This window comes from Candidatus Kaistella beijingensis, assembly GCF_020084865.1.
GTDB lineage: Bacteria > Bacteroidota > Bacteroidia > Flavobacteriales > Weeksellaceae > Kaistella > Kaistella beijingensis.
Genome location: NZ_CP071953.1, coordinates 1,027,288 through 1,039,750, shown reverse-complemented (window position 1 = coordinate 1,039,750; position 12,463 = coordinate 1,027,288). Strand labels below are relative to the sequence as shown.

Annotated in this window: 11 protein-coding genes and 1 tRNA gene; 7 read left to right on the top strand and 5 right to left on the bottom strand. The window is 36.3% G+C overall.

The window, feature by feature from the left end:
* Window positions 1-105: 105 nt before the first annotated feature.
* Window positions 106-1,581, bottom strand: coding sequence for a proline--tRNA ligase (gene proS / locus J4771_RS04825; RefSeq protein WP_224136978.1), 1,476 nt, complete (start codon window positions 1,579-1,581; stop codon window positions 106-108).
* A gap of 156 nt (window positions 1,582-1,737) precedes the next feature.
* Between proS and J4771_RS04820 the strand changes: the two genes are divergently transcribed.
* On the top strand, window positions 1,738-2,745 hold the full coding sequence (locus tag J4771_RS04820) for a DUF5320 domain-containing protein (RefSeq protein ID WP_224136976.1): 1,008 nt from the start codon (window positions 1,738-1,740) through the stop codon (window positions 2,743-2,745).
* 29 nt (window positions 2,746-2,774) lie between these two features.
* On the top strand, window positions 2,775-4,178 hold the full coding sequence (locus J4771_RS04815) for an OmpP1/FadL family transporter (RefSeq protein ID WP_224136974.1): 1,404 nt from the start codon (window positions 2,775-2,777) through the stop codon (window positions 4,176-4,178).
* A gap of 53 nt (window positions 4,179-4,231) precedes the next feature.
* Here J4771_RS04815 and J4771_RS04810 read toward each other — a convergent pair whose 3' ends face one another.
* On the bottom strand, window positions 4,232-4,924 hold the full coding sequence (locus tag J4771_RS04810) for a ZIP family metal transporter (RefSeq protein ID WP_224136973.1): 693 nt from the start codon (window positions 4,922-4,924) through the stop codon (window positions 4,232-4,234).
* An 11-nt stretch (window positions 4,925-4,935) separates the two neighbouring features.
* Window positions 4,936-5,739: a class I SAM-dependent DNA methyltransferase gene (locus J4771_RS04805; protein WP_224136972.1), complete on the bottom strand. Its 804-nt coding sequence runs from the start codon at window positions 5,737-5,739 to the stop codon at window positions 4,936-4,938.
* Window positions 5,740-5,839: 100 nt separating this feature from the next.
* Between J4771_RS04805 and J4771_RS04800 the strand changes: the two genes are divergently transcribed.
* The 3 genes from J4771_RS04800 to prmA all read left to right on the top strand — a co-directional run bounded on the left by J4771_RS04800 (window position 5,840) and on the right by prmA (window position 9,224).
* A complete protein-coding gene (locus J4771_RS04800; protein ID WP_224136971.1) occupies window positions 5,840-7,003 on the top strand; it encodes a THUMP domain-containing class I SAM-dependent RNA methyltransferase in 1,164 nt (387 codons plus the stop codon).
* Between the two features lie 118 nt (window positions 7,004-7,121).
* Window positions 7,122-8,123 (top strand): glycosyltransferase, encoded by a 1,002-nt coding sequence (locus J4771_RS04795; protein WP_224136970.1) that lies wholly within the window; start codon window positions 7,122-7,124, stop codon window positions 8,121-8,123.
* Window positions 8,124-8,396: 273 nt separating this feature from the next.
* Window positions 8,397-9,224, top strand: coding sequence for a 50S ribosomal protein L11 methyltransferase (gene prmA, locus J4771_RS04790; protein ID WP_224136969.1), 828 nt, complete (start codon window positions 8,397-8,399; stop codon window positions 9,222-9,224).
* A 49-nt stretch (window positions 9,225-9,273) separates the two neighbouring features.
* Here prmA and J4771_RS04785 read toward each other — a convergent pair whose 3' ends face one another.
* Both J4771_RS04785 and J4771_RS04780 read right to left on the bottom strand, forming a co-directional pair.
* Window positions 9,274-10,491, bottom strand: a complete 1,218-nt coding sequence (locus J4771_RS04785; protein ID WP_224136968.1) for a glycosyltransferase — start codon at window positions 10,489-10,491, stop codon at window positions 9,274-9,276.
* Window positions 10,492-10,539: 48 nt separating this feature from the next.
* A tRNA-Arg gene (locus tag J4771_RS04780) sits at window positions 10,540-10,613 on the bottom strand.
* A 46-nt stretch (window positions 10,614-10,659) separates the two neighbouring features.
* Between J4771_RS04780 and J4771_RS04775 the strand changes: the two genes are divergently transcribed.
* Both J4771_RS04775 and mtgA read left to right on the top strand, forming a co-directional pair.
* Window positions 10,660-11,706 carry an ABC transporter substrate-binding protein gene (locus J4771_RS04775; RefSeq protein WP_224136967.1) on the top strand — a complete coding sequence of 349 codons (1,047 nt, stop codon included), beginning with the start codon at window positions 10,660-10,662 and terminating at the stop codon, window positions 11,704-11,706.
* 105 nt (window positions 11,707-11,811) lie between these two features.
* Window positions 11,812-12,456 carry a monofunctional biosynthetic peptidoglycan transglycosylase gene (gene mtgA / locus J4771_RS04770; protein ID WP_224136965.1) on the top strand — a complete coding sequence of 215 codons (645 nt, stop codon included), beginning with the start codon at window positions 11,812-11,814 and terminating at the stop codon, window positions 12,454-12,456.
* The last annotated feature ends 7 nt before the right edge of the window (window positions 12,457-12,463 follow it).

The window sequence follows — 12,463 nt, the reverse complement described above, 5'->3', positions numbered from 1 at the left end:
TTAACTAAACCAAAGGTAAGTAAAATTCAATCCATTAATCTGAAAATTGTTAAATTTTATAAAAACATTAACATTTTCAGTACGCTTCGCATAATATTTTAAAATTTAATATGATTTTGCAAAGATAACACGCTGTTTTGAGGGTTTTCCCGTAATCATGGAGACGCCTTCTTCTAACTCATTTTTTAAAGGAATACAACGGATGGTTGCTTTCGTTTCATTTTTGATTTGTTCCTCTTCTTCAGCAGTGCCGTCCCAAGGAGCTGAAATAAATCCGCCTTTATCTTCTAAAACTTTTTTGAATTCTTCGTAAGAATCCACTTTTGTGATGTGGGAATCCCGGTAATTCAACGCTTTATTGTAAATATCTTTTTGAATGGTTGCTAAAAGTTGTTCGATGTAATTATCAATATTTTCGATAGGTTGAACCTCTTTGGTCAAGTTATCGCGTCTTGCAATTTCAACGGTTTTGTTTTCCAAATCTCTTGCTCCCATTGCGATTCTCACGGGGACGCCTTTTAATTCATATTCTGCAAATTTCCAACCTGGTTTGTTTTCTGTTCGATTGTCATATTTTACTGAAATTCCTTTTGCTTTTAATTTTTTCTGAATTTCATAAGCTACTTCATCAATTTGTTGTAGCTGTTCTTCTCCTTTAAATATAGGAACAATCACCACCTGAATCGGAGCTAAACTTGGTGGCAAAACCAAACCTAAATCATCGGAATGGGTCATAATCAAAGCGCCCATCAATCTTGTAGAAGTTCCCCAAGAGGTCGCCCATGCGTGTTCGATTTTCCCTTCTTTATTGGTGAATTTTACGTCGAAAGCTTTTGCAAAATTCTGTCCCAAAAAGTGAGAAGTTCCTGCTTGAAGCGCTTTTCCATCCTGCATCAAAGCTTCTATACAGTAGGTTTCGTCTGCACCGGCAAATCTTTCTGAAGCGGTTTTAATACCTTTAATCACAGGAATTGCCATGAAATTTTCTGCGAAATCTGCATAAACATCAAGCATTTTTTCGGTTTCTTCAATCGCTTCTTCTTTTGTTGCATGCGCAGTGTGGCCTTCTTGCCAAAGGAATTCAGCCGTTCTTAAGAACAGACGGGTTCTCATTTCCCAACGAACAACATTCGCCCATTGATTAATTAAGATTGGTAAGTCACGATAAGACTGAATCCAACTTTTATAGGTGTTCCAGATAATTGCTTCCGAAGTTGGACGAACAATAAGTTCTTCCTCCAATTTTGCTTCAGGATCAACTATTAACTTCTTTGGATTATTTGGATCCGCTTTTAAACGATAATGGGTTACTACAGCACATTCTTTGGCAAAACCTTCCGCATTTTGTTCTTCGGCTTCGAAATAGCTTTTAGGAATAAAAATAGGGAAATAGGCATTTTCGTGGCCGGTTTCCTTAAATTTCTTATCCATTTCGTCACGCATTTTTTCCCAGATTGCATATCCGTAAGGTTTAATTACCATGCAGCCGCGAACTCCGGAATTTTCAGCGAGGTCTGCCTTCACTACAAGTTCATTGTACCATTTACTGTAATCTTCAGCTCTTGAAGTTAATTTTGCCATTATTTTTATCTTTTATTTCTATCTTTGATTTAACTTTTTAGGAACGCCCTTATCTAATCTAAAAAGCGTAATTTTATCCGAGATTTCTACCATTAAATTGGTATAATTTTGGTAGAAAGTGCAAATATAATTCAAATTAAAACTTTTCACATTATCATGAAAAAATTTACCCATAAAAATTTACTTGGATTGCTTAAATCTAAAGCGGTTTTGGCAATTTCGAGTAGTTTGATATTAACTTCCTGCGTGATCCAAACTGGAGGTTACAGCGAAACTGATGGCGTTTATTACGATCCAAATAGAGATACTTTACCAGAAGGAACCGTGATGAACAGCGGAAACAGAGTTGGTGAGTATTACGACTATCAAGCCAATGATGATCAAAATAAATATCTAAATTCGGACAACAGAAATCAAAGTTGGAAAGACAATAAAAACTCTGATTGGGGAAATTATACCGGAACAGATACTTACTATTCCGATAATTGGGGTTATTCACCTTTCGGATATTATTCTGGATTTGGGTTGGGATTGAGTTTCGGTTGGGGTTCACCTTGGGGTTATGGTGGATATTATAGTCCGTGGGGATTTGGGTACAATCCTTGGTATGGCTATTATAATCCTTGGTATGGGTACTACAATCCTTGGTATTACGGATATAATCCTTATTATGGCTACAATCCTTACCATGGGTATAATCCTTATTACTACGGAAACGGATATGGATATGGCTACAACAGCTATCAAGGTGGATTCAGTTATAAGAGAAGCGGTTCTGATACCTCGTTCAGAGATGCTCAAAGAATTTCCAATAGCTCGGGTTTTAGAAATACCAACAATAATAATTCTGGATTCAGGACAAATTCATTGAATGATGCTGGTTTTAGAACTAATAGTTCTGGAACGAGAGCAAATCAAAGCACACAGCAATCTCAGCCAAGAATGAGAAATTATCCGCAACAAAACCAACAACAAAGTTCACCACGTTACGAGCAACCTGTCAGAAGCAATAATGGCGGTGGTTTCAGATCGGGTGGTGATGGTGGATTTAGATCAGGTGGTGACAGCGGTTTTAGATCTTCTGGAAATTCTGGAGGTGGATTCAACAGCGGTTCTTCTAATTCTGGTTCTAGATCTTCTGGTGGAGGAGGATTCCGAAGATAATTTTTTTGCTAAAAAGTATATAATATAAAATGATTAAAAAATCTTTAATGATTTTGAGCATTTCTGCGGCTTATTTTGCAAATGCTCAAGATGTTTCAACCATTCGCAACACTGCTGAAGTTTACTCTAATTCATCTTTGAATGGTTCATCAAAATATAATTCTATGGCTGGTTCGATGGGAGCTTTAGGTGGAGATTTCTCCGTACTTAATTCCAATCCTGCTGGAATCGGAGTAAGTATTGCGAGCGAAATTTCAGGAACATTATCCGTTGAAAACAGTAAAAATTCAACTTCGCTTTATGGAAGTACAATGGAGTACAAAATTAATAATACCGATGTCGGAAATGTGGGAGGTATTGCATCTTTTCAGATCGAAGGCTCCACACCTTGGAAGTTTGTGAACATCGGTGTAAACTATTCTAATCAATCTTTGGAAGATTACTCACAAAGTCCTGGAAATTCCGGGTTGGTTTATCCGATTTATGACCAAAATAATGTGTTGGTTACCAATTTAACTTTCGGTGGGCATGCTTACAACCGTTACGGTGACGTATCAAAAATGTCGATCGGGGTTGGTGGTAATTATGACAATAAATTTTATCTTGGTGCTGGTTTGAATTTTCATAATGCAAATCTTGAGCAATATGATTCTGCAAGATTTACTTCAAGCTCAAATAATGTGACGGAAACATTCAGCAAACAATACACTCCTTTTTCAGAATCTTCCAGCGGTTTTTCTGCGTCAGTGGGTGTTATTGGAAAAATTAATCCGCAATTCCGATTGGGAGCATCCGTTGAAACTCCAACATGGTGGAATATTGCAAGGGTTTACACGGAATATGAAAATCCTACCGATGGGACCTATTCTGAAGACCGCAATCTTACATCACCTATGAAAGCCACGCTAAGTGCAGCTTTTGTACCTAACAAAAATTTCGCTATTAACGTTGATTATTCTTTAGGTCTTACAAAACCTAAATATAAAGTGTATGGTGATGCAGAAACAGAATTGAACAAGTTCTTTTCAGACCATTCAAACAGCCTTTCAGAGATTAAAGTTGGTGCAGAATATAGAATTCAACAATTTCGCTTGAGGGGAGGATATGCATTTTCGTCAAGTCCATTTGACGCGATGACGATTTCTTCGCTTTCAAATATTGGCGACGTTTCGAACACTTCATACAGCAATTTGTTTTTAGGAAAAAGAAACACGATTGGCGCGGGAATTGGCTATGATTTTAAAGCATTTTATATCGATGCAGCTTATCAAAATGTAAGTTCAGAATACAACAGTCCTTTTATCCAAGGATCTTTTGCGAATAATACAGGATATTTTTCCAATAACTACATTGTTGAAGTAAATTCATCAATTGTATCAAACGTTAAAAACAAAAAAGATAATTTCTTTATTACACTCGGCTGGAAATTCTAGTCGGAATTAAGTGAAATAATGATAGGAGACTCCAAAGCAATTTGGAGTCTTTTTTAATGCTGATGAAATAAATGTCCCGTCATCGCCAACAAAATCCCCAAAATCACCAAACCAATTTTCTTCCAATCGATATTGTGATTTTTGCTTCCCTCAAAAATAATCACGGAGGAAATATGCAGGAAAATTCCACCAACCAAAGCAAGGAAATAAACTTCCCATTCAGGATTAAAATATTTGCCTAAAACCATTCCCAAAGGTGAAGCAAACGCAAAAACCGAAATAATAATCCACGCCGAAGTAGAAAATTTATTTTGCTTAATTAAAAAAGCTCCGAGAATAAACGAAATAGGAATATTGTGAACCAAAATTCCCGTTAAATAAGGACTTAAAGTTTGGTCCTGATTCGCAAGTGGAATTCCTTCTAAAAACGCATGAATAAACATCCCAATCATTAAAGCCATTGGGAGAATGCTTTTGCTTTCATGGTGGTGATGAAAATGACCGTGTTCGAAGCCTTTGGTTAAATTTTCAAGCAGGATTTGCAGCAAAACTCCCGCAATCACCCAAATTCCGATATTATGATGCTCGTTGGAATAAACTTCGGGGAAAACTTCGTTTAAACAGATGGTAATTAAAAATCCCGCACTTAAAATCAAAAGATTTTTGGCAAATTTCTCTCTTTTTCCGAAAAACTTTCCGAGAAAAACACCTGCTAAAACGCTTAAAACCAATAAGATGATAATCATTTTTAATAGTTTTAATTCATGTTGTTGTAATCTTCCGACTTCGGACTTCCATCTTCTAACTTCCTGAAAACAGTGATGCAACGTGGTGAGTTTTCAAGATTAAAATTTCCCAACTGATAATCTCCGTAAATTTTTACTTTTTCAAAACCGAATTCGGCACCATAATTTTCAATTTCTTCCATCGTGTGCAGCTTCACTTTTTCAAAAAAATGATAATCTTTTCCTTTGTCTTTAAAAGAAATATCTTTGATGATATGCTGGTTTTCAATTCGCTTTTTGATATGGAAATCGATCCCGCCTTTTGTTGTTACATATTCAGGAACCAACGTATTTTTCACCCATTGTTCATTTAAAAAATCGAGTACGAAATAGCCATGATCTTTCAAAGAATGGTGAATTGATTTGAAAACTTTTCGGTCATCATTTTCACTCTCAAAATATCCAAAACTGGTGAAAAGGTTGAAAACTGCGTCCACCTTTTCTTTAGAAACCGATGGATAAATCTCGTCACGCATATCGTGAACTTCAAATTTCAGATAAGGTTTTGTCAGACTGAGCGGAGCCGAAGTCTCGAATTCTTTATTATGGAAAATACTTTCCTTTGACAAATCGAGCCCTAAAACCTTGTAGCCCAATTTATTAAGATAGATGGAATGTCTTCCTTTTCCACACGCCAAATCAATAATTGCGGAATTTTTTGGAATCTCTAAATCGTTGACTAAAAGGGAAATAAATTCTTCTGCCTCTGCAAAATCCCTGTCTTTGTAAAGAATATGATAATAAGGGGTATTAAACCATTTTTCGAACCACGCCATTGTGCAAAAATAACTAAATTTGTCGATTAATCGCTTTCCGCGGTCAGCTTTCGGCAATCAGTATTTGCAGAAAGCAGAAAGCAAAAGCTGAATGCAATTTATGAATACAGAAAATCTCCTAATACAGATCAAAACTTTTTTCGGTCTCGAAGAAGTTTTGGCTGCAGAAATCAAAAAACTCGGCGGAACAAACGTCGAAGTGAAAAACCGCGCCGTGAATTGTGAAGGCGACCTCGGTTTTCTTTATAAAATCAATTATTCGGCGAGAACGGCGTTGAAAATTATCATTCCTATTCTCACTTTTAAAGCATGGGACGAGAACCGTTTTTACGATAAGCTTTTCGATTTTCCGTGGGATGAATATATGAATGTGGATCAAACTTTCGCGATTGATGCTACGGTTTATTCCGAAAGATTCAAACATTCAAAATTCATGTCTTTGAAAATGAAAGATGCAATTGCTGATTATTTCAAGTTTAAATATAGAAGAAGACCCGATGTTGATCCTAAAAATCCTGACATTAAATTTCATCTCCACATTGACCGAGAATTGGTGACGATTTCTCTCGATTCTTCAGGCGATCCGTTATTCAAAAGAGGTTACCGAAAAGAACAAGGTGAAGCACCATTAAATGAAGTTTTAGCTTCGGGAATGCTGCAGCTTGCCGGTTGGGACGGAAAAGGGAACTTCCTCGATCCAATGTGTGGTTCCGGTACTTTGTTGATTGAAGCCGCCATGATTGCGATGGATTTACCTGCACAGATTTTCAGAAAAAAATTCGCTTTCCAAAATTGGAAAAATTATGATGAAGAACTTTTTCAAAAAATAAAGGAATTCCGAATTAACAGGGTTAAAGAATTCACGGGAAAAATCGTTGGGTACGACATCGATTCCAAAATGTTGAATGCTGCGAAAATCAACATCGAAGCCGCAGAAATGGAAGATGTAATCGAAGTGAAAAAACAGGATTTCTTTGATTCCAGGAAAGAACTTTTCCCTTTGATGATGGTTTTCAATCCGCCTTATGACGAAAGAATTGAAATTAATGACGAAGAATTCTATAAAAAAATCGGCGACACCTTCAAGCAAGGTTATCCAAATACTTTGGCGTGGATGATCACTTCCGATTTGGAGGCGGTGAAAAAAATAGGTTTGCGGCCATCCCGAAAAATCAAACTGTTCAACGGAAAATTAGAGTGTCGTTTCATGCAGTACGAAATGTATGAAGGAACGAAAAAAGTACATAAATTAGAACAAAAGTAAAATTAGAAGGGATTCCCCTCTTTCAGAGGGGTGGCAAAAATTTAGCAGAAATTTTTGACGGGGTTTTTAAGAAATATTCAAACCCTCAAACACACCCACTTACCAACACACCCACAATTTGAAAAAAACCATCTCCCTCATCATCGCCATATTCAACCGCAAAGACGAACTTTTCGAGTTGCTCACTTCCTTGTCGCACCAAACCGACAAAGATTTCGAGGTGATTATTGTTGACGACGGTTCCTTGATTGATTTAAGACCAACGGTGGAACTTTTCAAAGAAACGCTAAATATTCAATTTTTCCGGAAAGACAATTCAGGACCGGGTTTGACGAGAAATTACGGTGCAAGAAGAGCAAAAAACGATTGGCTTGTTTTTGTGGATTCCGATGTGATTGTGGAAAAAGGCTACATCGAAAACATTAAAAAAAATATTTCTGAAATGCCGTGTGACGCGTTCGGTGGTGCAGACAAAGTGCACAAAGGTTTCAACCTCATGCAGAAAGCGATTTCCTATTCCATGACCTCGGTTTTCACAACGGGCGGAATTCGTGGAAGTAAAAAAGCCGTCACCAAATTTCAGCCCCGAAGTTTCAACATGGGCGTGAAAAAATCCGCCTTCGAAAAAGTGGGCGGTTTCTCCGAAATGCGAATCGGCGAAGATCCCGATTTATCCATGACACTTTGGGAAAACGGTTTCATTACTGCGTTTTTCGATAATATCGGGGTTTACCATAAACGCCGCGTCAATTTTGGAAAATTCTCGAAACAGGTGTATCAATTCGGTTGCGCGCGACCCATTCTCAATCAGCGACATCCAAATTATGTGAAAATTTCGTTCGCCTTTCCGTCGCTGTTTTTAATTGGCTACATTCTCGGATTCATCGAGTATTTCCTCTTCGGAAAAGGCTTTATCATGGCGATGTACGGACTTTACACGTTCCTCGTTTTCTTCCACGCACTCTACAAAACCAAAAATATCAGCATTGCTGCAATGGCGATTATTTCGACCTACATTCAGATGTTTTCTTACGGATACGGATTTCTAAAATCTTGGTTTTTACTGAATGTCTTAAGGATGAAACCTGAAGAAGCGTTTCCGACTCACTTTCACAAGTAGTTTTTGGGCGTACAATCAGCTCTCAATACTCGCTTTTTTTCGGCGGCGGCGAAGCCGCCGCCGAAAAAAAGAGCTCAAACATGCCGTTCAAAATGAGGAACGGGTTTAGATGATTCTATTAAAAATATAAAGTAAGAGAGTCAATCTGGGGCGCAATTTCATATTATTTGAAGAGTATTTTTTAAATCAATATCACTTTACATAAAGAAAATCTGCGCAATTCGCCAAATCTGCGAGAACCATAAAATTCTGTATTTTTGCAAAAATTTTCACATGAACAATTACCTAGAATTCAACTTCAAAATTTTCCCACTTCAACCTTGGAACGAAATCCTGATGGCAGAACTCATCGAAATCGGTTTCGACAGTTTCACCGAGGAACACGACGGAATTTTGGGATACATTCAAAAAGATTTGTTCAACGAAAATCAATTAAAAGAAATTAATCTCTTTAAAAATGATGAAGTGAAAATTTCGTATACGTTCCAAGAAATGCCAAACATCAATTGGAACGAGGAATGGGAAAAAAACTTTTCGCCAATCAACGTTGAAAATCAAGTTTCAATTCGGGCGGAATTTCATGAAAATCAAAACCTTACTCATGAAATTATTATTCAACCCAAAATGTCTTTCGGAACAGGTCATCATGCTACAACTTATTTGATGATTCAGCAAATGCTCGATTTGGATTTCCAAAATAAAGCGGTTCTCGATATGGGATGCGGAACTTCCGTTCTCGCTATTTTCGCCAAGCAAAAAGGAGCAGGAAAAACCCTCGCCATCGACATCGACGAATGGTCCGTTGAAAATTCCGTCGAAAACGCTGAAAGAAATGGAGTAGAGCTTGAAGTTTCTCAAGGAACTGCGGAAAATTTAGGCAAAGAAAAGTTCGATATTATTTTAGCAAACATCAATAGAAATATTTTGATTTCCGATATTCCGACTTACGTTTCCGTTTTGAATGATGGCGGTCAACTTCTTCTTTCAGGATTGTGTTTCTTCGATGTAGATGATATTTTAGAAGTTTGCACCCAGCAAAATCTGACTTTGAAAAAGAAACTTCAAAGAGAAGAATGGGTGAGTTTGCTTTTAGAAAAATAATAGTCGGCAAAATAAAATCTGCGTAATTTGCGAAATCTGCGAGAATAAGTTAAGCGTTTTTATTTTTCTTCTCAATCCATTTTCCCAAATATTTTGTACTTTGCAAGCTATGATGCTGCAAAATCTGCCCAAGAAAATTGGCGTTTCTGTGCTTTTCCAAATTGTTTGACATTTCATTTAGTCTTTCCGAAAATTTTTGAAGAAAATGCTCTTTTTTGAAACGTTTTTCAATGATTTCAAATCCTTTTTTCTGTAATTGAAGCCAGTCGGAATCCTTTTGATATAGTGAAACAGATTTTTCAACAAACTCATTTTCATCATCACAAACAAACCCGTTCCAGGGTAAATTTCCATTCATACCTTCTGCTCCAATCGTGGAAGTCACATTAGGTAAACCATATTGCATACTTTCCAATAATTTCCCTTTAATCCCTGCTCCGAAAGGAATTGGCGCAAGTAAAACTTTGGATTCGGAAAATACTTTTTCTACATTTTCAACTCTTCCTTTAATTAAAAAACCTTCTCTTTCATTATGAAGTTGTAACGCTTTGTGAGTGGCGTAAGCTCCGTAAATATGAAGTTCTGCTTCAGGTAATTTACTTTTAATTTTCGGCCACAATTTTTTTAATTTCAAAACGGTTTGCCAATTGGGTTCGTGCAAAAAATTCCCGATGCTGATAAAATTTTTCCTTTCCGAGAAAGAAAATGAAGACGGCTTTACTTCTGCAAAAAGTGGAAGATAGTAAAGAATCTGTTTGTCAATTTTAAATTTTTCGGTGAGCAAATCCATTTCATATTCCGAGATAATTAACGATAAATCACAACGAAGGATTGAAGCGATTTCTCTTTTAAAAATATCGTTCAGCAAATCTTGATCATCAAGTTTACGATTTTGTTTAAAGGCAGTTTCTCTCGCTTTTCGCAAAAAATGCAAATCTTCCGTATCCAAAATTTTCACGGCATTTGGACAGATTTCAGAAACTTTCCAACCAAACTGTTCTTCGGACGTAAACCGGTCAAAAATTACGATGTGGGGATTGAGTTCGGCAATTAAATTTTCAAATGAAGAGTCATTTAGTTTTATCGTGTAAGCTTCAATTTCTTTAGAATTTAAATCAAAACTATGCTCTGAAAAAGAAGCCGCCGATAAAAATGAAACCTTGAATTTTTCCTGTTGAAAAAAATCGATGAGTTGAAGCATCCGCTTTCCAGCAGCGGTAGAATTGGGTTCAGGAAAAACAGTTCCGATGATGACAAGATGCTTCATGAGTCAAAAATAAATAAAAAAACTTTGCAGATTCTGCAAAGTTTTTTGTGAGCTCGACAGGATTCAAACCTGTAACCTTCTGAGCCGTAATCAGATGCGCTATTCAGTTGCGCCACGAGCCCCGATTTTTGGTTTGCAAATATAACACTTTTTTGTTTTCTTTGATGAATGAAAACCTACTTTTTTCTATTTCTCGCACTTTTTTCACTTTTCTCGTGTAAAAAAGAATCCCCAAAAATTTCAAACGATTGGCAAAAAATCTCGGAAAATGTTCAGTTTAAGGAAGATGGAAATGTTCTTAAATTAAAATCAGGAAAGTTTGATTATGAGATTCCGAATTCAAAAATTCCTTTTAAAAAAGTGATGTTACTGAACGCAAGTTTAGTTGGTTATTTCACGGAACTTGGTTTGGAGGGTAAAATTATCGGGATTTCAAGTCCTGAATATGTTTTTTCAGATGAAGTTCATCAATTGATTGATGATGGAAAAATTCTTAACATCGGGAACGAACAGAAATATGATGTCGAAAAAATCATCGCCTTAAAACCTGATGCCATTTTCACCAATTACATCGCAACTTTTGAAAATACCTACGATTTGCTGAAAAAAAACGGAATCGAATTGATTTTTTTGGATGAATATTTAGAACAAAATCCTTTGGAGAAATCGAAATATCTTCTGGTTTTCGGGAAACTTTTAGGTGCGGAGAAAAATGCGTTTTCAAGATTTAACGAAATTGAAAAAAGTTATGATTCATTAAAAACTTTAGCTAAAAAATCCCAATCGAAGCCAACGGTTTTAACCAACGAAATTTATGGAAATCAGTGGTTTCTTCCCGGCGGAAAAACCAATTTTGCACAGTTGGTTTCCGATGCAAACGCCAAATATATAAATGCTGAAAATCGAGAATCAAAAGCGGTTCCGATGAGTTTTGAAGAAGTTTTTACTAAAGCGAAAGATGCACAGTTTTGGGTAAATGCAGGAAATCATCAAACCAAAAAAGAGTTGCTGCAAATCAATCCCAATTATGCAAAAATGAACGTATTTAACAAAGGAAAAATCTACACCGTTACAGGAAGAGAAAAAGGAAAATCCAACGATTATTTCGAAAGTGGTGTAGTTCGGGCCGATTTAATCCTGAAAGATTACATCAAAATTTTCCACCCCGAATTTCTTCCCGATTATATTTTAACTTATATGAAAGAATTGAAGTAATTCAAAATTTAATATTAAAGATTCAATATTCAAAATTTTGTAGCTTAACAAATTTCTTACTTTTGCAGTTATTGCCTATTACCCATTACTCATTACTCATTAAATATGTGGAATAAAATCAAAAAACTAATATACATCCTCATTCTAGCTAATATTCTCTTCATTTTTTGGGGTAAATTTTTTAATCCGCCGATTACTTTAACCCAAATTTCAGGGCTTTTTGAGTTTGGGAAACTGAAAAGAGATTATATTTCCTATGATGAAATGGGCGATCATGTGAAAAGAGCGGTTATTGCTTCTGAAGACCAAAATTTCTTTAATCACAACGGTTTTGATTATAAGGCGATTCAAAAAGCGATGGAGCATAACGGCGCAGGAAAAAAACTTCGTGGCGGAAGTACGATTTCCCAACAAACTGCAAAAAATATTTTTCTTTGGCAGGGTAGAAGTTGGATTAGAAAGGGTTTTGAAACGGTTTATACCTTTATCATCGAATTGGTTTGGGGAAAAGACGTGATTCTTGAACGATATTTGAATTCCATCGAAATGGGACGCGGAGTTTTCGGCGTGGAGGCTGCTTCCGAATATTATTTCAACAAAAAGTCTAAAGATTTAACCAAAAGTGAAGCAGCGTGGATTGCCACGATTTTACCTAATCCGAAAAAATACGACCCAAAAAATCCTTCAGCATATTTGAACAAAAAGCACAATTGGATTATTCGCCAAATGAACAATGTAAGTCTGAAATAATTTATCT